At 41.6% G+C, this 23,673-nt stretch carries 25 protein-coding genes; 21 read left to right on the forward strand and 4 right to left on the reverse strand.

The window, feature by feature from the left end; translation table 11 throughout:
• Position 1 precedes the first annotated feature (1 nt).
• On the reverse strand, positions 2-916 hold the full coding sequence (locus OA34_RS00970) for a methylenetetrahydrofolate reductase (RefSeq protein WP_039671964.1): 915 nt from the start codon (positions 914-916) through the stop codon (positions 2-4).
• 163 nt (positions 917-1,079) lie between these two features.
• On the opposite strand from OA34_RS00970, the gene OA34_RS00975 reads away from it, so the two are divergent.
• From OA34_RS00975 to OA34_RS01045, 15 genes are all read left to right on the forward strand, one after another.
• Positions 1,080-1,553 (forward strand): bacteriohemerythrin, encoded by a 474-nt coding sequence (locus OA34_RS00975; RefSeq protein WP_039671965.1) that lies wholly within the window; start codon positions 1,080-1,082, stop codon positions 1,551-1,553.
• 126 nt (positions 1,554-1,679) lie between these two features.
• Entirely contained in the window at positions 1,680-2,300 is a 621-nt protein-coding gene (gene serB / locus OA34_RS00980) for a phosphoserine phosphatase SerB (RefSeq protein ID WP_039671966.1), read from the forward strand.
• A gap of 17 nt (positions 2,301-2,317) precedes the next feature.
• Positions 2,318-3,316 (forward strand): transaldolase, encoded by a 999-nt coding sequence (locus OA34_RS00985; RefSeq protein ID WP_039671967.1) that lies wholly within the window; start codon positions 2,318-2,320, stop codon positions 3,314-3,316.
• A 17-nt stretch (positions 3,317-3,333) separates the two neighbouring features.
• Complete coding sequence (locus OA34_RS00990) at positions 3,334-4,533, forward strand: type IV pilus twitching motility protein PilT (RefSeq protein WP_039671968.1); 1,200 nt, start codon at positions 3,334-3,336, stop codon at positions 4,531-4,533.
• A 62-nt stretch (positions 4,534-4,595) separates the two neighbouring features.
• Positions 4,596-5,132, forward strand: coding sequence for a 50S ribosomal protein L25/general stress protein Ctc (locus tag OA34_RS00995; RefSeq protein ID WP_039671969.1), 537 nt, complete (start codon positions 4,596-4,598; stop codon positions 5,130-5,132).
• Between the two features lie 6 nt (positions 5,133-5,138).
• Positions 5,139-5,714 (forward strand): aminoacyl-tRNA hydrolase, encoded by a 576-nt coding sequence (pth, locus tag OA34_RS01000; RefSeq protein ID WP_039671970.1) that lies wholly within the window; start codon positions 5,139-5,141, stop codon positions 5,712-5,714.
• On the forward strand, positions 5,711-6,769 hold the full coding sequence (locus OA34_RS01005) for an LptF/LptG family permease (protein WP_039671971.1): 1,059 nt from the start codon (positions 5,711-5,713) through the stop codon (positions 6,767-6,769). The genes pth and OA34_RS01005 overlap by 4 nt, the downstream gene beginning before the upstream one ends.
• A gap of 66 nt (positions 6,770-6,835) precedes the next feature.
• On the forward strand, positions 6,836-8,041 hold the full coding sequence (gene lysA / locus OA34_RS01010; protein ID WP_039671972.1) for a diaminopimelate decarboxylase: 1,206 nt from the start codon (positions 6,836-6,838) through the stop codon (positions 8,039-8,041).
• Positions 8,042-8,091: 50 nt separating this feature from the next.
• Positions 8,092-9,159 carry a prephenate dehydratase gene (gene pheA, locus OA34_RS01015; protein WP_039671973.1) on the forward strand — a complete coding sequence of 356 codons (1,068 nt, stop codon included), beginning with the start codon at positions 8,092-8,094 and terminating at the stop codon, positions 9,157-9,159.
• Between the two features lie 3 nt (positions 9,160-9,162).
• The gene (hisC, locus tag OA34_RS01020) at positions 9,163-10,263 is read left to right on the forward strand and encodes a histidinol-phosphate transaminase (RefSeq protein WP_039671974.1); all 1,101 of its coding nucleotides are present in this window, start codon (positions 9,163-9,165) and stop codon (positions 10,261-10,263) included.
• Between the two features lie 9 nt (positions 10,264-10,272).
• Entirely contained in the window at positions 10,273-12,000 is a 1,728-nt protein-coding gene (fliF, locus tag OA34_RS01025; protein ID WP_039671975.1) for a flagellar basal-body MS-ring/collar protein FliF, read from the forward strand.
• Positions 11,997-13,025: a flagellar motor switch protein FliG gene (gene fliG, locus OA34_RS01030; RefSeq protein WP_039671976.1), complete on the forward strand. Its 1,029-nt coding sequence runs from the start codon at positions 11,997-11,999 to the stop codon at positions 13,023-13,025. Before fliF ends, fliG begins: the two co-directional genes overlap by 4 nt.
• Before the next feature lies 1 nt (position 13,026).
• Entirely contained in the window at positions 13,027-13,827 is an 801-nt protein-coding gene (gene fliH, locus OA34_RS01035) for a flagellar assembly protein FliH (protein ID WP_039671977.1), read from the forward strand.
• Between the two features lie 15 nt (positions 13,828-13,842).
• Complete coding sequence (dxs, locus tag OA34_RS01040; RefSeq protein ID WP_039671978.1) at positions 13,843-15,681, forward strand: 1-deoxy-D-xylulose-5-phosphate synthase; 1,839 nt, start codon at positions 13,843-13,845, stop codon at positions 15,679-15,681.
• 83 nt (positions 15,682-15,764) lie between these two features.
• Entirely contained in the window at positions 15,765-16,175 is a 411-nt protein-coding gene (locus OA34_RS01045) for a Fur family transcriptional regulator (RefSeq protein WP_039671979.1), read from the forward strand.
• Between the two features lie 57 nt (positions 16,176-16,232).
• Here the strand turns inward: OA34_RS01045 and OA34_RS01050 are convergent, their stop codons facing one another.
• Both OA34_RS01050 and OA34_RS01055 read right to left on the reverse strand, forming a co-directional pair.
• The gene (locus OA34_RS01050; RefSeq protein ID WP_039671980.1) at positions 16,233-16,829 is read right to left on the reverse strand and encodes a peroxiredoxin; all 597 of its coding nucleotides are present in this window, start codon (positions 16,827-16,829) and stop codon (positions 16,233-16,235) included.
• Positions 16,830-16,940: 111 nt separating this feature from the next.
• Entirely contained in the window at positions 16,941-18,911 is a 1,971-nt protein-coding gene (locus OA34_RS01055) for a methyl-accepting chemotaxis protein (protein ID WP_039671981.1), read from the reverse strand.
• 402 nt (positions 18,912-19,313) lie between these two features.
• Here OA34_RS01055 and OA34_RS01060 point away from each other — a divergent pair, with 402 nt between their 5' ends.
• From OA34_RS01060 to OA34_RS01085, 6 genes are all read left to right on the forward strand, one after another.
• Positions 19,314-19,598, forward strand: a complete 285-nt coding sequence (locus tag OA34_RS01060) for an NADH-quinone oxidoreductase subunit I (protein WP_039671982.1) — start codon at positions 19,314-19,316, stop codon at positions 19,596-19,598.
• A gap of 143 nt (positions 19,599-19,741) precedes the next feature.
• A complete protein-coding gene (gene ndk / locus OA34_RS01065) occupies positions 19,742-20,155 on the forward strand; it encodes a nucleoside-diphosphate kinase (RefSeq protein WP_039671983.1) in 414 nt (137 codons plus the stop codon).
• 5 nt (positions 20,156-20,160) lie between these two features.
• A complete protein-coding gene (locus tag OA34_RS01070) occupies positions 20,161-20,529 on the forward strand; it encodes a DUF177 domain-containing protein (RefSeq protein WP_039671984.1) in 369 nt (122 codons plus the stop codon).
• A gap of 1 nt (position 20,530) precedes the next feature.
• Positions 20,531-20,683, forward strand: coding sequence for a 50S ribosomal protein L32 (rpmF, locus tag OA34_RS01075; protein WP_039671985.1), 153 nt, complete (start codon positions 20,531-20,533; stop codon positions 20,681-20,683).
• Positions 20,684-21,682: a phosphate acyltransferase PlsX gene (gene plsX / locus OA34_RS01080; RefSeq protein WP_039671986.1), complete on the forward strand. Its 999-nt coding sequence runs from the start codon at positions 20,684-20,686 to the stop codon at positions 21,680-21,682.
• A 9-nt stretch (positions 21,683-21,691) separates the two neighbouring features.
• Positions 21,692-22,684: a beta-ketoacyl-ACP synthase III gene (locus OA34_RS01085; protein ID WP_039671987.1), complete on the forward strand. Its 993-nt coding sequence runs from the start codon at positions 21,692-21,694 to the stop codon at positions 22,682-22,684.
• 59 nt (positions 22,685-22,743) lie between these two features.
• Here OA34_RS01085 and OA34_RS01090 read toward each other — a convergent pair whose 3' ends face one another.
• Positions 22,744-23,571 (reverse strand): prephenate dehydrogenase, encoded by an 828-nt coding sequence (locus OA34_RS01090; RefSeq protein WP_039671988.1) that lies wholly within the window; start codon positions 23,569-23,571, stop codon positions 22,744-22,746.
• Between the last annotated feature and the right edge of the window lie 102 nt (positions 23,572-23,673).

Raw genomic sequence — 23,673 nt, forward strand, 5'->3', positions numbered from 1 at the left:
CTTACGCATTTAAAATATCTGCAATCAGTTCAAAATGGTTGGCACTCATGATGTGTGTTTTCGGATGCACGCGTCGCAACGTTTGAAACGTTTGAAGCGAAAGTTCAAACCCTACTTTTTTTTCTTCGTTTTCACCGATTTTTTTTGCATGTAAAAGCTTTTCCGTCCATATATCGGGAACATGAACGCCCGGTACGTGAGCACTTAAAAATTGGGCCGTTCGAAGATGCACGATTGGGAAAAAGCCTAAAATCAATTCGCACGGAGACTCTTTCTTTCCGGAGAGTGTTTTTGCTTCGTCAAAAAGTTCCAAAAGCATACGCGCATTTTCTTCGCTGTAAACGGGTTGCGTGATAATTCCGATCGCTCCGTGGCTAATTTTTGTCGCCATTTTTTTTGCGAGATGCTTAGGCGTATTGGCATGCGCATTGCATACGGCGAACGGATAGATCGGCTTAGGTGGCGTCTTAAACGGTTTTCCGGAGTAGTCGATGCTTGCGTTAAAGCATTGGATAATCTCCATTAAAAGCGTACTGTTTCCCTCAAAAACACCCTTCAGCTGCGGCTGGTCGCTTGCGCCGGCCGGATCGCCCGTAAGGCATAAAATCGTTCGCAAATCGTGTTCATTGGCTCCCAATAAATCAGATTGCAACGCCAATTTGTTGCGATCACGCATACTCATCGTTGCAATGACGGGTTTGTGAAAACGATGCTGGAGTTTGAGGGCACCCATTAAAGCATTGTACTTTAAACGCGCTAAGGGATTGTCGGTCGTGCTAAAGCCGTCTACTTTTTGATCCAATTTCAAAGAAGCTATTTTTTCGATAATCGGTTCGAACGTCGGCTCGTGCATCGGTGTCGTCTCTAGACTTAAGAAAGTATCGCTGCGTAGTTTTTCGATGAAAGATTCAACCATTTTATATCCAATACGTATAACTTTTCCGTATTATAACCAATTGTATTCGAAAACGAAAAAAGCCGGTATCGTTAAAAATTAGGTTTGTGAGTTTAAATTATTTTTGTGGTATACTTAACCATTTTAGTACTACGTTACGAGACCGGATTAAAGGAGTTTTCGCATGGCGTATTGGGTCTGGGAGCCGGCATTTTCAGTGGGAATCGCCGTGATTGATAACCAGCATAAACGTATTATCGACTACATTAACGAATTAAATAACGCACTCGTGTACCGTGATTCGGAAAAGGCAAAAGAAGTATTGTCTTACCTCGTCGATTACACGCTTTCGCATTTTTCGTTTGAAGAAAGTTTGATGCAAGAAGCCGGATATGCGATGTTGGAGCCCCATAAAAAAGTTCATGAGTCGTTTATCAAGCGAATCGATTTTTTTAAAGAGCGCTCTTTAAACGGCGAAGAAATTACGCGGCAATTGATGAACGAACTTCAAATTTGGCTGATTAACCATATTCAGCATGACGACAAAGATTATCAAGAAGCCGTGATCGACATGTTAGAAAAAAAACAGATTTCAGCCGCAAAGCAGACGGCAAATGAAGGCTGGCTTAAAACATTGGCTGATACCTTTTTCAAATAACGCCTGCACTTTTATCCCGTGCTTCTTTGCTTGTTTGTCCAATAAAGATTGTAAGCAAGCACGTGTTATAATAGTTTCTTTTATCCGCATAAAAAATGCGAAGAGTCGTAAAGGAGCTTGTACGGAATGAAGTTATGCGTTTTTGATTTTGATTCAACGCTTATGGACGGAGAAACGATTGACTTTTTGGCAAAAGAACACGGAGTATTTCGCGAAGTTTCTTCGATTACCGAAGCGGCGATGCGCGGAGAACTCGATTTTTTTGAAAGTTTGAGCACGCGCGTAGGACTTTTAAAAGGGATGAACGCCAAAAAAGCGGAAGAAATTTGTGCTTCGCTTCCATTGATGAACGGTGCGAAAGATGCCATTAAGGGACTGAAAGCGCAAGGCTACAACGTTGTCGTGTTTAGCGGCGGTTTTCGCATTGCTACAACGCCGGCTAAAGCGTTTTTGGATTTTGATGCGGATTTTGCGAATGTCTTACATGTGAAAGATAATCATCTCAGCGGCCGTGTTGGCGGCGATATGATGTTCGGCTTCTCCAAAGGCGACATGTTACGCCGTCTTCAAAATTTGTTACATGTCAGCTACGAAAATACCGTTGCGGTAGGTGACGGAGCTAACGATATTTCGATGTTCGAATGCGCGGCAAAAAAAGTAGCGTTTTGCGCAAAACCGATTTTAAAAAATGCGGCTAATATCGTCATTGACGAAAAAGATATGCGCCGTCTTTTAGATTTTATTTAAGTAAGTAGGTAGTTAACATGTATAAAGACGATATCAAGTTTTCATTGTGGTGCGATTTTGTCGAACGCAGTTTTTTAGAGGGCGAATTTACGGAATTAATCGAGAAAAAAATTATCAACGCGGCAACAAGCAATCCGGCAATTTTCAAGTCGGCTTTTTTAAGCTCTTCGGCTTACGCCGAAGATAAAGCCGCTTTAAAAGGTCGACCGGCTAAGGAAATTTATGAGGCTTTAGCGATTCAAGACGTGACTTTGGCCGCAAGCAAACTTTTACCGTCTTATGAAAAAAACGATGACGGATTTATTAGTATCGAAGTCGATCCTTTTTTATGCGACGACGCTCAAAAGACGATCGAGGAAGGGAAAAGGCTGTTTAAGGCGATCGGATACCCTAACGTGATGATCAAAGTTCCGGCGACGCAAGCGGGATTCGTTGCGATGGAAGCACTTTTGAGTGAAGGCATTAACGTCAATGCGACGCTCATTTTTTCCATCGAGCAAACACATCGTTGTTTGGAAGCTTTTCGCAAAGCGAACGACGCTTTAAAGGCACGAAACGTTCATGCATTGCCGCAAGCCGTCATCAGTATTTTTGTCAGCCGTTTCGATCGCAAACTCGACGATGCGCTAAAAGCGATCGATTTCCCGACCGGAAGAGTCGGCGTCATGAATGCATTACGATGTTATGCCGCGATTCAGCACGACGCTATGCCTAACGTTAGAGCGTTATTTGCCAGTACGGGCGTGAAGGGCAATGCATTAAGTCCGGATTATTATATTAAAGAACTTTTGGTTAAAAATGCGATTAATACGGCTCCTCTTGGAACGATCTACGCTTTTGTCGCCGATACGAGAGACAATCTTGTAGTCGAGGTTCGTACGGACTTAATCGATAACTTTTTTAATGCGTTAGCGGCAAACGGTATTGCAATCGAAAGCGTTTGCGAGGAGCTAATGCACGAAGGACTTGATGCCTTTAAAGAGGCGTTTACGGAGATTTTAGACGCACTAAAATAAGACAAGGGAGTTTCAAAATGAGTGTTGAAGTCAACGTTAATGAACTCACGTTTGAAATGACGAAAAAGCTTAAATTTTATTTGAGTAAATTAGTCGAGCATGAAGGCAGCGATTTACATATCAAAACGGGAACGACGATTCGAGGGCGAATTAACGGTGAAATCGTTCCTTTTACGAAAGAAGCGTTGAGCCATGCCGACGGTTTAACGTTGGCAAAAGAGTTGTTACGAAGTCGTTTCGGCGAGCTGGTCGAAAAGAAAAACATCGACTTTACATTTAAGCTCAACGACGATTATCGTTTCCGTGTTAACATGTTCTTCCAAGTCGACGGCGTTTCGGCGGTATTTCGAACGATTCCGATGGTTTTGCCGACCGTGGAGTCGCTTCATTTACCGCCGATTATTAATACGTTAAGCGATCTTTCCAGAGGACTGATTTTGGTCACGGGACCTACGGGAAGCGGTAAAACGACGACCCTTGCTTCGATTATCAACCGCATCAATAAAACTCAAAGAAAGCATATTATCACGATCGAAGATCCGGTAGAATTTATCTATCAAGACGAAGCATGTATTGTTAACCAGCGTGCGATCGGACAAGATGCGTTAACGTTTTCGGATGCTTTGCGCGCGGCATTACGTGAAGATCCGGACGTCATTCTCGTCGGCGAGATGCGGGATTTGGAGACGATAGAAACTGCGATACATGCCGCAGAAACGGGTCACTTGGTGCTTTCAACCTTGCATACGATCGATGCCAAAGAGACGGTTGGGCGTATTATCGGAATGTTTCCCGGAAACGAACAAAACCGCATTAAGATGTCTTTATCATCGGTTTTGCAAGGCGTCATTGCGCAACGTCTGGTTAAAACCGTGAATCACGGTCGAACGGCGGCAGTGGAAATATTGGTAAAAAACGCTCGAATCGAATCGCTGATCTTGGAAGGAAGAGAGAGTGAAATTCCCGATGCGCTCAAAGAAGGAAAAGAGGTTTATAAAACGCAAACGTTTGATCAATCGCTTTTAAACCTCTATGCGGAAGGAAGAATTTCCCGTGACGAAGCTCTCAAAAGCGCAACCAGCCGCAACGATCTTACGATGGCACTCGATTTTTACGATGCCGATAAGAGTCAAAAAGAGATCCGAAAATCCGAATCTGCGACCAACATCAAAGAGTTGCAAACGTACGATAAAGATATTATCAGTCTTAAAAAATAATTTAGAGAGTTTTTAGATTTGTTTTTATATAATATCTCCCTTATTTTTTACAAAGGAAAACTATGTTAGAAGGCATCATTAGAGATAGTATCGAAAAAAAGGCTACTAAAGCGCTTCGTAGAGATGGATATCTAATTGCTAATATTTACGGTAAAGGTGAACAAAACATCAATGCTGCATTTAAAGCAAACGAATTCATCAAAGCAGCAAAGAGCAAAGACAGCCTCATTTTCCCTGTTAAAGTTGCGGGTACCGAGTACAACGTCGTGATTCAAGATTACCAACGAGATCCAGTCAACAGTAATCTTTTACATGTAGATTTGCGTATTGCACTTCCGGGCGTATTGACGAAATACCTTGTTCCCGTTAAACTTGTCGGCGTACCGAAAGGTACAAAAAATAAAGGCGTTTTGATTCAATCTAAAAAACGTTTAGCGGTTAAATGTACGGCTGAGAATTTACCGAACGACTTTACGATCGACGTAAGCGATCTTGACGTAGGCGATACGGTTCTTGTTCGCGATATTACGGTTCCCGCTAATGTTAAAATCGTTGATGAAACCCGCGTTTCCGTAGCCGGAGTTATTAAAGCGAAGTAACGCTTAATGACACTGATCGTAGGCTTAGGTAACCCTGACTTACAGTATAAAAACAATCGACATAACGTCGGTTTTATGGTCGTCGATGGACTTATCGACGGCCAAACTTCGTGTGAAAAAATTACCAAAACCAATTTTAAAGGCGAGCTTTTCAAAGCGCCTTCCATGCTTTTGCTTAAACCTTCGACCTATATGAACCTTTCCGGAGAGAGCGTACGGGCGGTAAGCGATTATTTTAAACCCGACCACGTGATCGTCATTCACGATGATTTAGACCTTCCTTTCGGAACCCTGCGTTTTAAAATCGGCGGCGGACACGGAGGGCATAACGGGCTTCGTTCGATTGACGCGCATATCGGAGTCGAGTATACGCGGGTTCGTATCGGTATCGGGAAACCGGCACACAAAAGCGATGTGGCAAAATACGTACTTTCCGATTTCTCGGCCTGTCAAAGAAAATTTCTACCCGAAATTCTTGTACATGTCACCAAAAGCGTTCAAGCATTGCTCCTGCACGATTTAAAAGAAGTTTCGCTACAATACTCCCTCAAACAAACGTTATGCGGCGGGGATGAGGTATGAAACTTTTTGAGAAATACATTGTTGTCAATTATCTCAAAAACTTTTTTATTATCTTTATCGCACTCGATCTTTTTTACGTCGGCGTCGATATCCTAACCAACTACAATACGATTCCGGATTCTGCAAATTTACAATTATTGTACGCATTGTTTCAAGGTATGAATGCGGTCAATTACGTTTTGCCTCTTTCGGTTGTTTTCGGAATGATCGTGACCTATTTTAGTATGCTGAAAACAAATGAGCTTATTTGTATGTACGCATCGAGTATTTCTCAAAGAGCGTTTATTCGCCCTTTCGTGATTACGGCGTTAGCGATTACGTTAGGCTATATCGGGCTCAACAGTACCGATTTTGCGTATGCGTATGAATACGGTTCCAATCTTAAAAAGTACAATCGTATCTCAAGCAATTCCGAAGACCTGTTTCTCAAACACAATAATCAATACGTTTATTTTAAAAAACTAGATCCGCTCAAACAAATTGCATACGATATTGCGATTTTCGAAGTCGACCACACGGATTTATCAAAAGTGATACGCGCAGATACGGCGACGTTTATCGATCATTATTGGGTATTGGAAAATGTCACGATCACGCATAAACCGCATGTCGCTTCTTTAGACGATGCGGGCTTAAAAATCGAGAAGGTCGCTAAACTGCAAACAATGCAAGATTTTAAGCCTAAAATTATGGATAACGTCTATCAAAGCGAATATGCTTTGTCCATCAGCGACGGCATCGACGCATTACATTTTTTCGATTCTCAGGGTATCAATACGAGTAAAATTAAAGCGACGCTGTTCTATCAGCTCTTTTTTCCGTTTTTCGCACCGCTTTTGCTGGTTATTTTGTATTTTAAAGCCCCTATTATGGGCAGGTATTACAACAGTGCGCTGATCGCTTCCTTGTTCGCTTTTATTACGCTAATTGTTTGGAGCGGACTTTTTTTATTGAGCCGTTTAGCCGCTAGCGGCGTTTTATTTTCGGAAGTTGCTATTTTACTTCCGATTGTTCTTTTAGTGTTTACCGCTCTTTATTTCTACACCAAACGTTAAAGGGTTTAATCGTTTTTTGTTGAACTTTTCGATAAAATAAAGCAGTTATCTCTATTAAGGTTCACAATGACGAAATTTTCTGCTTTAGCTCAACAATACGGTACGCCTTTATACGTTTACGATTTTGACGTGATTTCCCAAAAATTTTTAGCGCTTAAAGAGGTTTTTAAAGCGCGTAAATCGTTAATTTGCTTCGCACTAAAAGCCAATTCTAATCTTTCGGTTTTAAAGCATATGGCAGATTTAGGCGCCGGATGCGATTGTGTCTCGATCGGAGAGGTCAAACGTGCTTTAAAAGCAGGCGTTCCTAAATATAAAATTATCTTTAGCGGTGTCGGCAAACGAGACGACGAGATCGAAGAAGCGCTTAAAAGCGATATTTTGATGCTCAATTTAGAGAGTGAAGAAGAGATGAAGCGTGTTGAAACCATTGCGTCGAATTTAGGCGTAGTCGCACGTATTAGTATTCGCGTCAATCCCAATATCGATCCCAAAACGCATCCGTATATTTCGACGGGATTGCATGAAAACAAGTTCGGCGTCGATGTTGAAAGCGCAAAACGTATGTACCTTTACGCTAAAAATGTATCTTCGCTTGATCCCGTAGGAATCCATTTTCATATCGGAAGTCAAATTACCGACGTAACGCCGTTTAAAGAAGCGGCCGTCGTACTTGCGAATCTGGTGCGCAGCTTGAAAGCTTTGAACGTCGACATTAAATTTTTCGACGTCGGCGGCGGAATCGGCATTCGTTATAACGACGAAGAGACAATCGCGCTTTACGATTACGCCCAAGCGATTTTTAGTGCGATGAGTGGGCTTGACGTCACCTTAGTATGCGAGCCGGGACGCTATTTGGTCGGCGATTGCGGTTTCTTCTTAACACGGGTTTTGTACGAAAAGCAAAACGGTCATAAGCGTTTCGTGATTATCGACGGCGCTATGAACGATCTGATTCGTCCGAGCCTTTACCAAGCGTATCACGAAATTGAAGCCGAAGGAAAATCGAAGGAGCATACGAGTCTGTGCGACGTTGTTGGACCGATTTGCGAAAGCGGTGATTTTTTTGCGAAAAATATTGCATTGCCGCCTCTGGAACACGACGATCTTTTGATCGTAAAGAGTGCCGGTGCCTACGGTTTTGCAATGAGTAGCAATTATAATTCTCGTGCGCGTGTCGCCGAGGTTGCGTTGGAGCAAGGAGAAGGACGTTTGATTCGTCGACGCGAAAGTTTCGAGGATATGATCGCTTTGGAAGAAGCGTATATGTAAGGGTAAGCCTTACATGTGAAAAAAATGAGTGTATGATTAAAGGGTATGGTATGAAAGAGATCGAGACGTATCGAAAACAAATCGATGAGATCGACAACCAAATTTTAAAATTTTTAAACGATCGTATGGAAATCGTCAAAGAGATTGGACGTGTCAAGCAAACGAGCGGGACGTCAATTTACCGTCCTGAACGTGAAAAAGAGATTTTGGATCGTCTAAAATTGCTGAACAAAGGCGCACTCAATCCTCAGGCGATCGACGCTATTTTTTTGGAAGTTTTTGCCGTCAGCCGCAATTTGGAATTTCCGGAAAAGATTGCGTATTTAGGGCCGGAGGGAAGCTATACGCATCAAGTAGCGGAGAGTCGTTTCGGAGCTATGGGCAATTACATCGGCGTAAGTTCGATTGAAGCGGTTTTTCATGCGCTGGAAAACAAAGAAGCAAAATACGGAGTCGTTCCGGTCGAAAACAATACCGAAGGTGCGGTAGGAACGACACTTGATTGTTTGGGGAAATTTAGTGCCAAAATTGTTGCGGAAATTTACATGGATATTCATCACTCGTTCGCAACCGCGTGCGAGGATATTAAAAAGGTAAAACGCATCTACTCCCATCCGCAGGGCTACAATCAGTGCCGACGATTTTTAGAAGAACATATGCTCTTAGGTATTGAGTTCGTACCTACAAAATCCACGGCTGAAGCCGCGCGAAAGGCGAGTGAAGAAGAGGGTGCTGCGGCGATTTGCTCGCATATTGCGGCAAAATTGTGCAATTTACCGATACTTTTCGGAAAAATCGAAGACAATTTAGCGAATCAAACGCGCTTTTTAATTCTCAGCGATTTTAAAAATAAAAAAGGTATTCATAACAAAACGTCGATTTTGGCAAAGACGGACGATAAACCGGGCGGACTGGTCGAATTTTTGCAGACGTTTCAAGCCCAAAAAGTGAATCTTACGAAGATCGAATCGCGTCCGACGAAAGAACGAGGCTTTCAATCGATGTTTTATATGGATTTTGAGGGACATATCGATGACGAAAATGTCCAAAGAGTGATCGAAGAAAATAAAGATCGTTATGATATTAAATGGCTCGGTAGCTATATTTGCGGAGGATGAAGAATGCAATTTAACGGGGTTTTAGCAAATTTAAAGACGTATGAAGCGGGTAAACCGATTGAACTTGTCGTACGAGAGTACGGTATTGAGGCCAAAGACGTTATCAAACTGGCGAGCAACGAAAATCCGAGGGGATGCAGCCCGAAAGTGATCGAAGCGGTACGTGCGGAAGCCGTACATATGAATCGTTATCCCGATGATAGTATGTATGAACTCAAAGAGGCTTTAGCGCACATGTATCGCGTCGAAGATAAAAATATTATCATCGGCTCGGGAAGCGACCAAGTGATTGAAATGGCGATTCATGCTAAAGCCAATGCCGGTACGAAAGTTTTAATGGCGGGAATTACGTTCGCGATGTATGAAATTTATACGTTACAAACAGGTGCCAAAGTACTTAAAACGCCATCCGCCAGACACAATTTGAAAGAGATGTTGGAAATTTACAAAGCCAATCCGGATATTTCTATCATTATGCTTTGTATTCCAAACAATCCTTTGGGCGAGTGTTTAGACGCTAAAGACGTGTACGCATTTTTAGATCAGATCGATCGCGAAACCTTGGTAGTTGTCGATGCGGCGTATTTGGAATACGCACGTTTTAAAGACCCCGCTAAAAATATCGATGCGCATGATTTGATTAGCAAATATCCTAACGCGATCTATACGGGAACGTTTTCAAAAGCATACGGATTGGGCGGTATGCGTTGCGGATACGGCATTGCTCAGCCTGAGATGATTCAAGCTTTTTTAAAACTGAGAGCACCTTTTAATATTACCAGCCTGACGCTCAAAGCCGCCATTGTCGCATTGAGCGATCAAACGTTTGTTGAGGCTTCCGTTCGTGAAAATTTTGAGCAAATGAAAGCGTACGAAGCGTTTGCCGCAGAACTCGGATTTAAATCGATGGAAAGTTACACAAACTTTATCGTTTTAGAGTTTGATGCTACGAAAAACTCCGCAGAGATAGCACAAAAGTTGATGGAAAAAGGTATAATCGTTAGAAACTTAGGCTCGTACGGTATGAATGCGATTCGTGTCACTATCGGAATGCCGGAACAAAACGCACGCTTTTTTGAATGCTTTAAAACCCTTTATAAATAAGAGAGATACATGGAGTTTAGAACGCTTTTAAATCAGATAGCGACGCTTATTCAAAACTTAACGTTACGCCAGCGCATCGTTGCGGCTATGTCTATTGTCGTGCTGATCGGTTTTCTAGTGTTTTTAATGTTGTATAAAAACAGCAACTCTTCCAATACGAGTGGGTATAGTGTTTTGTTTGAAAATACTACCGCGGGCGATTCGGCGTTGATTATTCAACAACTCGAAAAAGATAAAGTGCCTTATAAAATTTTAAACGAAGGAACGATAGCCGTTCCCTCGGAGATGGTGCATAAACAACGTATCGCTATCGCCGCACAAGGTATCCCGAAAAACAGCAAAGTCGGTTTTGAAATTTTTGATAAAACGGAATTCGGCGCAACCGATTTTGAACAAAAAATCAAATATATCCGTGCTTTGGAAGGCGAACTTGCCCGTACGATCGAAAGCTTAGGACCGATCGCCAATGCAAGCGTTCATATCGCTGTACCCAAAGAGACGGTTTTTGCACAAAAGCAAGCATCGCCTACTGCATCGGTCGTTTTAAATATTCGATCGGGCATGAGCCTTTCTTTAAAACAAATTACGGGTATTAAAAATCTTATTGCCGCGTCGATTGCCAACCTTACGGCAGAAAACGTCTCGATTGTTAATCAAGACGGAGAACCTTTAGGCGATAACGACAGCAATTTATTTCAGGGCGAACTTGTTAAGAGTCAAATCCGCTATAAAAAAGAGTTTGAACACAATATCGAACAGAAAATTATTAACGTATTAGCCCCTGTTATCGGCGGTATCGATAAAGTCAACGCTAAAGTAACGATTGATTTTGATTTTTCGCAACAAGATTCCGTCAGTGAAATTTACGATCCCAATTCGGTACCGAGAAGCGAACAAAGCATCGAAGAGAAACGTGAAGGCAAAGAACCTCAAGACGTCGGAGGCGTACCGGGTGCTATTAGCAATATCGGTCCGGTGCAAGGGTTAGAGAGTACGAAAAAGGGTGAAACATACCAAAAAAGTTCGACCACGACGAATTATGAAATTTCTAAAAAAGTTGTTAACTCCAAAGACGAATTTGCCAAAATTAAACGCATTACTGCCGCAGTCGTCGTTGACGGTGCGTATAAATACGGTTTAGACGAAAAAGGAAATAAAAAAAGCGAATTAGAATATACGCCTTTGAGCAAAGAGCAGATGGACGCTATTCGTGATATCGTACGCCAAACGGTAGGGTATAACGCGACGCGAGGCGATGAAGTGACCGTCAGCAATTTCGAGTTTAAACCGCTCTCAAGCGATGGAACGCGTGTTGCGACGAAAGACTTTATGGAAAAAGTTTCTCGTTACGTTATGCCGTTGGTTCCTTTGCTTAAATATCTTATGGTTGCAATTTTACTCTTCGTTTTTTACAAAAAAGTTATTCTTCCGTTTAGTCAAAAAATGGTTGAGACAAAGTTGGACGATTTCGAAGATGAAGTTGAACCGATTAAACTAGACGAAGAAGAGGGTGCGGAAGATACATTAGAAAAATTCAAACAGGCACGTAAAAAAGTCGAAGATCAATTGGGTATCGGGCAAGACTTTAATGAAGAAAGTTTAAAATACGACGTCTTACTTGAGAAACTGAAACACTTGGCGGAACAAAAGAGCGAGGAGTTTGCCTCTTTATTGCAATCGATGATTCGTAACGAGGGGGATTTCGATACGCGTAATAGTTCAAAGGATCTTGGATAATGAAATTAACGGAAGAACAAAAAACCCTTTACAATGAACTAACTATGGCGGAAAAAGCGGCTATTTTATTGATACAACTCGGGGAAGATTCTACGGCAAATCTTTTTTCACATATGGAAATCGATGTCGTAACGGATATCTCCAAATATATCGCAACGGCAAAAAATATTGATAAAGCCGTTGCCAATGCCGTGTTAGAAGAGTTTTACGTTATTCTTCAGTCTAATCAATATATTCGAAGCGGAGGCTTGGAATACGCAAAAGAGATCTTATACCGAACGTTCGGTGCCGAAGATGCACAAAAAATTTTAGATAAGCTCTCTAAATCGATGGAAAATTCGCAAAGCTTTGGGTATCTTTCCCAAATTAAGCCTCAACAGTTGGGTGATTTTATTATCAATGAGCATCCTCAAACCGTGGCACTTATTTTGGCGCATATGGATCCTACGAGTGCGGCAGAGACGCTCTCTTTTTTCCCCGATCAGCTTAGAAGCGAAGTAACGATCAGAATGGCAAACCTCGGTGAAATTTCACCCTCCGTCGTGAAACGTGTTTCGGCAGTGTTGGAAAACAAACTCGAATCGTTGACATCGTATAAGGTCGAAGTCGGCGGTCCAAGAGCCGTTGCCGAAATTTTGAACCGTTTGGGGCAAAAAGCATCTAAAACAACCATTGCTTATATTGAGCAGGCCGATGAAAAATTAGCATCGGTTATCAAAGATATGATGTTTACGTTTGAAGATATTATGAAACTTGACGGAAATGCGGTACGAGAAATTCTAAAAGTTGCCGATAAACGCGATTTGATGATTGCTTTAAAAGGATCAATCGACGATCTCAAACGCAAATTTTTCGACAACATGTCTCAACGTGCTCAAGAAGCATTTGTCGAGGAGATGAACTTCCTTGGTGCGGTGCGCGTCAAGGACGTTGAAGAAGCTCAACGTAAAATTGTCGAAGAGGTGCAAAAACTGGCCGAGCAAGGCATATTACAAATCGGCGAAGCCGAAGAAATGATAGGTTAAGATGGCAGATAATATTATTGATAAAGATCGCATTGACGACCATTCGATTCAGCGCTATCGTTTTAAAGTCTTAGGTACGAACGGGAATCTCGATGCTATCGTCACGACGCAAGACGAATACATGCAAGATGCTTTTGAACCGCAAGAGATAAAGACGCCTTCCGACGAAGTCGTTACGATTACGCGTATTGAAGAGGGCGCGCAAAATCAATTTATCGAAGAACTTTTAAAAAAAACCGATGAATTGACGTCAAATGTCGTTAAGTTACAAATTCAAATCGAAAAACAAGAACAAGATTTTAGCAAGCGACTCACGGAAGAGTTAACGCGTGAAAGAGAAAATGCCTATGCACAAGGGTATCAAAAAGCAAAAGAAGAGTCCGAGGGCGTGCTCTCCGAGATAAAATCGCGTTATCTCAAGTCTATTATGCATTTAGATACGCTTTATAAAAGTATCGATGAAAAGTTAGAAAAAATTGAAACCGATATGAGCGTCAGTGCTTTTGAAATCGCAAAAGAAGTGATTAAAAAAGAGATAGCAAGCTCAAGCTCCCAAGTGGCGGCTTCTTTGGCAAAAGCTTTGCTCAAAGAAGTTAAAGAGGCGATGAAAATCGAACTTAAAGTCAACCCGAAAGATTTTGATTTTCTCAAAGAACTTTATGCGGGAGAAGAGAAAATTACGGTGGTTTCCGACGATGCCGTTACTTTAGGCGGCGTTATCGTTTTGAGCGACGTAGGGAATCTTGACGGTAATCTAGCCGTGCGTTTGGAAAAAGTAAAATATTTATTACAAGAAAATTAAGAAGTATTGGAAACTATGAAAGAGCTACGCAAACAATCGATTGAAGAATTAACCCATTTATGTGAAGAGATTAGGCAAAAAATTATTCAAACGGTCAGCCATAACGGGGGACATTTAAGCAGTAACGTCGGTGCCGTTGAGCTTATCGTTGCGATGCATTACGTCTTTGACGCCCAAAATGATCCTTTTATTTTCGATGTGAGCCATCAGGCATATACGCACAAGCTTTTAACCGATCGATGGGGACGGTTTGATACGCTTCGAACTTTAGACGGCATTAGCGGTTATACAAGGCCGGATGAATCTCCTTACGATTATTTTATTGCCGGACACAGTTCGACATCGATTTCGTTAGCCGTAGGAGCCGCTAAAGCTATTGCATTAAAGGGCGAACAGGCCAAACGTCTTCCGGTCGCGTTAATCGGCGACGGTTCTTTAAGTGCGGGGATGGTGTATGAGGCATTAAACGAGTTAGGCGATAGACGTTATCCTGTCGTAATTATCCTGAACGATAATAAAATGAGTATCGCAAAACCTATCGGAGCTATCAGTAAATTTCTTTCTCAAGCCATGGCCGGAGATTTTTATCAAAAAATTAAAAAAACAACCGAACAGATTTTACAGTACCTCCCCGAAAGTGCCACGTATATGGCGAAAAAATTTGAAGAGAGTTTTAAACTGATTACGCCGGGAATTTTGTTTGAAGAGTTAGGTATCGATTATATCGGTCCGATTGACGGACATGACTTAGAAAGCCTTATTCGCGCGATGCAATCGGCTCGTAGCCTTAAAAAGCCCGTTATTATTCATGCACAGACCCTTAAGGGAAAAGGGTATGAAATGGCGGAAGGGTATTATGAAAAATGGCACGGCGTGGGACCATTTGACGTTGCAAGCGGCGAAGCGATCAAGCAAGGTGTAAGTAAAAATGCCACAACGATGTATTCGGAAGCATTGATGGCTCTGGCAAAAGAGCATGACAATGTCGTCGGTGTTACTGCCGCAATGCCGAGTGGAACGGGTTTGTCTCCGTTAATTCAAGCGTATCCCAATCGTTTTTGGGATGTAGCGATTGCCGAACAACATGCCGTTACGTCGATGTGTTCTATGGCAAAAGAGGGTTTTAAACCTTTCGTAAGTATTTACTCTACTTTTTTACAACGAGCATACGACCAAGTGATTCATGATGCCTGTATTTTGAATTTGAACGTTGTTTTTGCGATTGATAGAGCCGGCATTGTCGGTGAAGACGGTGAAACGCATCAAGGAGCTTTTGATATTTCGTATTTAAGCGCAATTCCGAATATGACGCTGATGGCACCGCGTGATGAAGCAAGTATGCATGAAGCGCTACGCTATGCGTATATGCATGAAGGTCCTCTTGCTATTCGCTATCCAAGAGGTTCTTTCGGCGACTGTAGTGCTTTTGCCTCTCTACCGTTTGAATATGCAAAAGCACAAACCTTACAAGAAGGAAAAGACTCGATTCTTTTGGTCGGCTACGGAAGCGGCGTAGGAAAAGCGATTGAGGTTGCGCACCTTTTAAAAGCACAAGGCATTCAAGTCGGTCTTGTTGACTTACGCTTTGCCAAGCCGTTAGACGAGACAACATTATTGTCACTTTCTAAGCATTACGCAACATGGTACGTAATAAGCGATAGCGCTAAAATAGGCGGTATCGGCACGTTGCTTTTATCGTTTAAAGAAAAACACGATTTATCCGCTAAAATCCATACTTTTGAGTACGAAGATGCCTTTATTACACATGGAGAAACGCATCTTGTTGAAGAGCGGCTCGGCATTTCGGCACCTCAAATCGCTCAGAAAATTCTACTATTGTATAATAATAAATAAAAAATATTAATTAGAAATTTTTCATCTAATTTGAACGATCGTATGGCATGATATAGAAAATTTTTAAAGAGGAGGGGAATGAGATGAATGATTTTATTCAGCTACTCAAAAGCAAAGAGCTTAAAGCAACGCCCCAACGCATTTCTGTTTTAAAAGAACTGGACAAAAAAACGCATCCGACCATCGACGATTTATACGATTCCCTGAAAAAAGAGAATCCTTCTATGTCGCTTGCGACGGTTTATAAAAACCTTGCGATGTTAAAAGAAAAAGGTATTGTTATTGAAGTTAATGTCGCCGACGGTAAAATGCGTTACGATATTTATTCAAAACCTCATATTCATGTAGTGTGTGCGTCTTGTGGCGCGATCGAGGATAGCGATTACGATCAAAATTTATTCGATTATCAAGCGGCATTGGAAGAAAAGCAAAATATTCATATTTTACGCATGGATGTTATCGCTTCCGTTTCGCATTGTCGATTTTGTAAATAGAGAATGTTGAGAGAGTTAAAGAAAAAGAAAGAGAGCTAATGCTCTCTTTCTTAAAGATTAAAGTTTATCGGAGTTATGTGCAAGATAGTCTGCAACACCTTCAGTCGTCGCCTTCATGCCTTTATCGCCTTTTTGCCAACCGGCAGGGCATACTTCACCGTACTCGTTCGTAAAGAGCATCGTATCGATCATCCTTAGCATTTCATCGATATTTCTACCAAGCGGTAAATCGTTAATGACTGCATGTCTTACAGTACCGTCTTTGTCGATCAAAAACGATCCGCGTAGTGCAACACCTTCTTGGAATAGTACGTCGTAGTCACGGGAAATTTGTTTAGTAATATCCGCAACCAGTGGGAATTTAACTTGTCCGATTCCACCGTGGTCAACCGGTGTATTTTTCCATGCAAAGTGCGAAAATTGAGAATCGATTGATACGCCGATAACATTAATACCGCGGCTTGTAAATTCTCCTAAACGCTTATCGAAAGCGATAATTTCGGAAGGGCATACGAACGTAAAATCCAAAGGGTAAAAGAAAAGTACGGTTCCTTTGGAGCCAAAATTTTGATAGAGGTTGAAATTATCCACAATTTGATTATCGCCTAAAACAGCCGTCGCCGTAAAATCCGGAGCTTTATTGGTAACTAACATGTATATCCTTTAAATAAGAATTTTTATTGATACGGAAATTATATAGTTAAATACAAAAAATCGTTTTTAATAAATAAGACTAATTAGCTCCCATAAGCTTTTTCCCAACTTTTAAGTTCGAAATTCGCCGAGTTTTTGATTGAGATTTTCCGTCATTTTACTCAAATGATCTGCCGCAGAAGCAATCTCTTCAACGCTACGGCTATTTTCGGTTGAGATTTTATTAATTTGAGCTATTTTAGCAATAATAATTTCGATTTCATTACCTGTTTTGAGGTAATCGTCAACGGTATTTTCGGTAATTTTCGTTACAGCATCAATCAATTGGAAGCTTTCTTGTAGGCTTGATTCTACTTTATGAGCACGATTGGCGAGGTCTTCGACTTTGTGAGAGTTTTGGCTCATCTGATCGCTTGAGTTGACGATGGCTTGGACGATAACGTTAATGGTCGCGTTAATTTCAAAAAGACTTTTTTGCGTTCTTTCGGCTAGTTTTCGTACTTCATCGGCAACGACCGCGAAGCCTCGTCCGTGTTCACCCGCGCGTGCGGCTTCTATTGCGGCATTGAGAGCCAAAAGATTTGTCTGGTCGGCGATATCGCTGATAACCGTTAAGACGCTTTTCACTTGCTCCGCATCGGCACTTAATTGGCTGAGTTTTTGCGCAAGTTCTATTTCGGTCATAGAGCTTTGTTGAATTTCTTTGGTTAGTTCGATAACGGCTTGACTGGCAGATCGGAGGGATTGGTTAGCTTTTGTCATATCCTCTTTGCTGTTTTTGGCATAAGACATCGATTGCGTCATATTGTTTTTGACTTGCTCTGCTTGCGTCGTTGTTTGCAAAACAATATCGGTTGATTGCTCGACTAATTTTTCGACATGTAACGAAGTTGTTGAAAGTTCGTAGGAGATAGAAGAGTTTTCGCTTGACATAGATTTGGCATTACAAATCAAATCATGGACTTTATCGATAAATCGATTGATTTGTTCACTCGCCTGTGCGATCTCATCTGTTCCTTTGACTTCCAATTTACGCGTCAAATCTCCGTTACCGCTTGAAAGCTCTTTTGCTTTCACAATTAAATGATGAAGCGGTTTTGCGATAATGCGGTTGATAATTTGCCAAATAATTATTAACATAACGATTGTCATGATAAGCGATGCGATAATGAGGGTATTGAGCAGTTTTTGGTTGGCGACTTGAAAATCGGCTTCGTTTGCTTCTGCGACTAAAATCCAATTCCATTTGTCAAACGGTTTAAAGCTGACGATTTTTTCTGCACCGTCTTGCGAAATATGAAATAAGCCTTGTTTTTGCGTCAGAATTTTTTTATCCAATTCAGATGCGATTTTTTTCGTATCGTATTGGGGATGAATGTCGTAAGATTCGCCTTTGGTATTAATCGCGTAGAAATAACCCGATTCGCCGATTTTCATTTGGCTAATCTGTTTTTTAAGGTTTTTTAAACCGTCGGTGAAGTTGTAACCGATAAAAAGAATACCCAAAACTTGGTCGTCTTCGATAATGGGCGCATAAACGGTAATGTAGTCTTTACCGAAGAGACGGGCATTGCCGATATAGTTTTGTTTACTCATAATCGGAGTATAAGCAGGGCTGTTTTTTCCTAAAAAAGTACCCATAGCACGGGAACCGTCTTCTTTTTTCAAAGAAGTTGAAATACGGACGAAATCATCGCCGCTTTTGACGAAAACGGTTGCAACGGCATCCGTTAAACTCGTGAAAGCGTCGACGGAAGCAAAATTGTTATTGAGCGTAAAATCACCGGCGGTGATGCGCGGAGTTTTAACCCCGTTTACATTGATAGTTTCGTTAGGATGGAGTGCAAAGCTACCGAATCGGGATTCAAAGATTCTATAGAGTTTCAAAGCCGTATCTTCCAATGCACTGTTGTAGACTTGTACGGTTCTTTCAAGTTCGGTGATACTCATCGTGATTTTTTGTTCGGTCTCTTGTTTGATATACGTACCTAAATAAAAGTTGATATATACGATAAATGCGAAAATAGAAATTGAAACGATTAGGACTTGTAAAATCGTCACTTTTTTAGCTAATGAATTCATCTGGAACCTCGCATTAAAATTATGTTGGAATAATAGTATGAAAAAAAACCTTTCGATAAGTTAAACGACACGCAAAAAGATAAATTATTATTTACCTTTTTAGAAAAAAGAACCTTATAAATCGTAACATGTAAAGAAATGCAACACTTGTTTACTACAAGCATACAAAATAAAAAATGAAGTCAGTAAGCTATTTTCATGCTACGCAATTAATGTAAGATTTCTCTGATACAATAGTGTCGGGCAAGATATCTTGGTTGCTACGGAGAGAAAAGGTTCCGGTTGAAGCCGGTTAAATTAAGCCATTTGTGCGTTCAAAACGAGCATTTGGATTTAATATCAATTTTAATTTAGTTTCGATATAGTTTTTTGTGAGTAAACCCATCGAGTAAAGGAGAAATAATGGCAGTAAAGATTAGTGATATTTGTATCGCATGCGGTGCGTGTATTGATGAGTGTCCTGTAAGTGCAATCGTTGACGATAGCGATAACCCGACAGGTGCCGATATTTATTATGTTTATGCAGATAAATGCGTTGAATGCGTAGGTCATCATGATGCGCCCGCTTGTGCGGAAGCCTGTCCAACGGAAGGTTGTATCGTATGGGATGCGCCATATCCCGGTCAACCTAGCCGTGACGAAATCGGTGCCGAGATGAGAAAAGGCACGACGCCTTGTGCTGAATAAGCTCATATGCAAAGAGGGACTTCCCTCTTTGTTTTTGATCAAAAATAAAATTTAATTGATATTAAAAAAAAATTCTGCTATACTCCCACGTTCTAATTCCCTGTAAAGTTTATAAAATTTAATGATCTATTTAGGAGAAAATTGTGGAAAACACACTATCCATTATTAAGCCGGATGCCGTAGCTAAAAACGTTATCGGTAAAATTGTTGACAGATTTGAATCAAACGGATTAAAAATTGCTGCAATGAAGAAAGTACAACTAAGCCAAGCCGATGCCGAAGCTTTTTACGCCGTTCATGCCAGTAGACCGTTTTTCGGCGATCTTGTTAAGTTTATGATTAGCGGTCCGGTAGTTGTTATGGTGCTAGAAGGCGAAAACGCGGTGGCAAAAAACCGTGAGCTTATGGGTGCAACAAACCCCAAAGAAGCTGCAAAAGGAACGATTCGTGCCGATTTTGCCGAGAGTATCGATGCCAATGCGGTTCACGGAAGCGACAGTTTGGAAAATGCAAAAATTGAAATTGATTTCTTTTTTGCACGAAGAGAGATTCTCTAATCCTTATGGTCGTCGAATTCAAAAAGATTCCCGTAAGCGGAATTCATTTTGAAACACATACGGGAGACGTACATTTTTGCGGCGAAGCCGTCAAAGTAGACAAGACTCTCGTCAAATGTAACGGAAAACTTTCAGGCACGCTTCAACATGCTTGCGATCGTTGTGCCGAAACGTTTTGTTTGCCGATTGAAGAGACGGTTGAAGTCTTTGCCAGCGAGGGGTTGTATACCGACAAAGAGGGTGAAGAACTTCTAAACGTAATAGAATTTTTTGAAGGTTCTATCGATTTTGACATGATGATGCAAAGTGAGATTGAAGCATTTAAAAGCGATTACCACTATTGTGGACAATGTGAATTATTAAAAGGAGAATAAAATGGCAGTACCAAAGAGACGCGTGAGCAAAACCAGAGCCGCAAAAAGAAGAACACATTATAAAGTAACTCTTCCTATGCCGGTTAAAGACAATGACGGCACATGGAAAATGCCTCATAGAATTAACAAAACAACAGGCGAATATAAAAACTAAATGCTAACAATAGCAATTGATGCCATGGGTGGGGACTTCGGTCCCGCGCCTATTGTTGAAGGAACGCTCCAAGCGCTAAGAGAGCGTCAGTTTAAGGCTTTATTGGTTGGAAATACGACCCTTTTAAAGCCGCTTATCCCCGAATCTTTTTTTGATCGAATCTGCTTTATTGAAGCAAACGACGTTTTAGACATGCATGAAGCGGCCACCAATGCGTTAAAACGTAAAGAAACCTCAATTTACAAAGCCGTTGATTTAGTGCGCGACCGACAAGCCGATGCCATCGTATCGATGGGGCACAGCGGTGCAACAATGAGCTTGGCAACGCTTCGCATCGGAAGACTCAAAGGCGTACTTCGTCCTGCTATTGCGACCATGATGCCGACGGCAATATCCGGAAAACTTAGTTTGGTTCTGGATGTCGGTGCTAACGTGGATTGTAAAGCGGAGCATTTAGTGCAGTTTGCCGTGATGGGCGAAACGTACGTTAAGGACGTTTTAAAAATCGCTAAGCCGAAAGTAGGGCTTTTGTCTAACGGTGAAGAGGAAAGCAAAGGTAACGAAACAACCAAAGAAGCATTTCTCAGTTTAAAAAAATTGGAGAGCTTTGTCGGAAACGTTGAGGGGAACAATATTTTTGACGGCTCCGTCGACGTGATCGTATGTGACGGTTTTGTCGGTAATATTTTACTCAAAACCAGTGAAGGCGTTGCCGATTCGATTACTAAGATTATCAAACAAAACGTGAGGCGATCCCCTCTTGCAATTGCGGGTGCCGTATTAATGCGCAAAGTATTTACGGTCTTAAAAAAGCAAGTCGATTATGCGGAATACGGCGGAGCGCCGTTAATCGGTATTAACGGGTGTGCTATTATCGGACACGGAAAGAGTAACGCCAAAGCCGTTAAAAACGCGATTTTTCAAGCTATCAACTTTTCCAATTCCAATATTAATACCGATATCGAAACTAAGCTAGAGCGTTTAGCTCACCCACAATAAAGGAGAGTCGTGTACGCATCGTTAAAATCGATCGGAGCTTATGTCCCTTCATGCATTTTAAGTAATGCTGACCTTGAAAAAATGGTCGATACCAGCGACGAATGGATTGAAAAACGTACCGGAATCAAAGAGAGGCGTATTGCCAGTGCCGAAGAATCAACCAGTGATTTGGGAGCTAAAGCTGCTGAAATAGCCATTGCACGATCCGGTATCGCAAAAGAAGAGATCGATTTGATTATCTGTGCGACACTCTCTCCCGATCATCTTTGCATGCCCTCAACCGCATGCATTATTGCCGCAAAATTAGGAATTACGAACGTTATGGCCTACGACATAAGTGCGGCATGTAGCGGATTTGTCTACATGCTTTCCATGGCAAAGGCTTATATCGAATCAGGCATGAAGAAAAAGATTCTGCTTGTCGGTGCCGAAAAGATTAGTAGCGTGGTGGATTATACCGACAGAGGGACGTGTATTTTATTTGGAGACGGAGCTGGTGCAGCTATTATCGGAGCAACCGACAATAAAAACGAAGCAATCGTAGACGTGCATGCGTCGGCGGACGGAAATTATGCCGATTACCTTATTACTCCCGGTTGTGGATCTAAATATCCGTGTTCACAAGAGACTTTAGACGAACGCCTCAACTTTATTAAAATGAAGGGCAACGACGTTTATAAAGTCGCCGTAAAAACATTAACCAACGATGTCGTTGATATCTTGCAAAGTAACGGCCTTGAAGCGTCGCAAGTCGATCATTTTATTCCTCATCAAGCCAATTTCCGTATCATTGATGCAGTGCGGGAAAAACTCAATTTTCCGATCGAAAAAACCGTTTTAACGGTTGAAAAATACGGCAACACCTCCGCAGCGTCTATTCCTATGGCGATTAACGACGCTTATGAGGCGGGGCGTATTCATAAGGGTGATTTGATGCTTCTTGATACGTTCGGAGGCGGTTTTACGTGGGCGAGTGCTCTCGTACGATTTGGCGGAAATTAAATTAAGGAATAATCTTTACATGTAAGCTTTTCGGCATTACATGTAAAGCATAACGTGCATCAAAGAATTTTATGAAGCGTCGTAGCTTTACGCATCCATGCTTCCAACTCATCCCACTGTTCCGCTTGAATCATCTGTTTTGATTTTTCCAACTCTTCTTCAAAAATTTCAATCGAACGCAAAACATTTTCTTTATTTTGCTTAAAAATATTCGACCACATTTGCGGCGAACTCTTTGCGACGCGACTCATATCTTTGAACCCGCCGGCCGCTAATGACAAGATGCTTTTGGGGTCTTCTTGCCCCATAACCGTATTGGCCAAAGCGTAGCTAATCACATGCGGTAAGTGGGAGATAAATGAAGCATGCGCATCGTGTGCGCTTGGATCCATAAAAACGATTTTCATACCGATATGTGAAAAGATTTGAATCGCTCTGTTTTTGTGTTGTTCGCTATTGTGATACGTGTCGCACAATACAACAATCTTATCGTGATAGAGTTCGGCGACGGCAGCACTCGGACCAAATTTTTCCGTACCTGTCATCGGGTGTGCCGCAATAAAATTTTGGCGAATAGACTCGGGAACGGAATCGACGATTTGAGCTTTCGTACTTCCCAAATCAATAATCGTCGTTTCGGGAGAAACGTCTTGCATCTCCTGCATCGCTTTGATGATACCCCCGACGGGTATAGCTAAAAAGATGACGTCGCATTGTTTGATTTCCGAGAATGAGACGATTTCTTCCACAAGACCTAATTTTAAAGCTTCTTCGCAGTGGCTGAGATTATGATCGAAACCGACGATTTTAGAGACAAATTTTGTATGTTTAAGGGCAATACCGAGCGATCCTCCCATAAGCCCAAGTCCGACAATTCCGACGACCATTTTTTCTCCTTTATTCACTCTTGCCAAGTGCCTTTTCAAGACCGTTTAAAGGTTTAATAGGCACTTAATTCTAGAGATGGTATTATATTTCAAAATATCTAA

Source organism: Sulfurospirillum sp. MES (assembly GCF_000789415.1).
GTDB lineage: Bacteria > Campylobacterota > Campylobacteria > Campylobacterales > Sulfurospirillaceae > Sulfurospirillum > Sulfurospirillum cavolei.

Coding starts and splice junctions, on each gene's coding strand:
- OA34_RS00970 (WP_039671964.1), bottom strand. CDS start 916: ATGGTTGAATCTTTCATCGAAAAACTACGCAGCGATACTTTCTTAAGT.
- OA34_RS00975 (WP_039671965.1), top strand. CDS start 1,080: ATGGCGTATTGGGTCTGGGAGCCGGCATTTTCAGTGGGAATCGCCGTG.
- serB (WP_039671966.1), top strand. CDS start 1,680: ATGAAGTTATGCGTTTTTGATTTTGATTCAACGCTTATGGACGGAGAA.
- OA34_RS00985 (WP_039671967.1), top strand. CDS start 2,318: ATGTATAAAGACGATATCAAGTTTTCATTGTGGTGCGATTTTGTCGAA.
- OA34_RS00990 (WP_039671968.1), top strand. CDS start 3,334: ATGAGTGTTGAAGTCAACGTTAATGAACTCACGTTTGAAATGACGAAA.
- OA34_RS00995 (WP_039671969.1), top strand. CDS start 4,596: ATGTTAGAAGGCATCATTAGAGATAGTATCGAAAAAAAGGCTACTAAA.
- pth (WP_039671970.1), top strand. CDS start 5,139: ATGACACTGATCGTAGGCTTAGGTAACCCTGACTTACAGTATAAAAAC.
- OA34_RS01005 (WP_039671971.1), top strand. CDS start 5,711: ATGAAACTTTTTGAGAAATACATTGTTGTCAATTATCTCAAAAACTTT.
- lysA (WP_039671972.1), top strand. CDS start 6,836: ATGACGAAATTTTCTGCTTTAGCTCAACAATACGGTACGCCTTTATAC.
- pheA (WP_039671973.1), top strand. CDS start 8,092: ATGAAAGAGATCGAGACGTATCGAAAACAAATCGATGAGATCGACAAC.
- hisC (WP_039671974.1), top strand. CDS start 9,163: ATGCAATTTAACGGGGTTTTAGCAAATTTAAAGACGTATGAAGCGGGT.
- fliF (WP_039671975.1), top strand. CDS start 10,273: ATGGAGTTTAGAACGCTTTTAAATCAGATAGCGACGCTTATTCAAAAC.
- fliH (WP_039671977.1), top strand. CDS start 13,027: ATGGCAGATAATATTATTGATAAAGATCGCATTGACGACCATTCGATT.
- dxs (WP_039671978.1), top strand. CDS start 13,843: ATGAAAGAGCTACGCAAACAATCGATTGAAGAATTAACCCATTTATGT.
- OA34_RS01045 (WP_039671979.1), top strand. CDS start 15,765: ATGAATGATTTTATTCAGCTACTCAAAAGCAAAGAGCTTAAAGCAACG.
- OA34_RS01050 (WP_039671980.1), bottom strand. CDS start 16,829: ATGTTAGTTACCAATAAAGCTCCGGATTTTACGGCGACGGCTGTTTTA.
- OA34_RS01055 (WP_039671981.1), bottom strand. CDS start 18,911: ATGAATTCATTAGCTAAAAAAGTGACGATTTTACAAGTCCTAATCGTT.
- OA34_RS01060 (WP_039671982.1), top strand. CDS start 19,314: ATGGCAGTAAAGATTAGTGATATTTGTATCGCATGCGGTGCGTGTATT.
- OA34_RS01070 (WP_039671984.1), top strand. CDS start 20,161: ATGGTCGTCGAATTCAAAAAGATTCCCGTAAGCGGAATTCATTTTGAA.
- rpmF (WP_039671985.1), top strand. CDS start 20,531: ATGGCAGTACCAAAGAGACGCGTGAGCAAAACCAGAGCCGCAAAAAGA.
- plsX (WP_039671986.1), top strand. CDS start 20,684: ATGCTAACAATAGCAATTGATGCCATGGGTGGGGACTTCGGTCCCGCG.
- OA34_RS01090 (WP_039671988.1), bottom strand. CDS start 23,571: ATGGTCGTCGGAATTGTCGGACTTGGGCTTATGGGAGGATCGCTCGGT.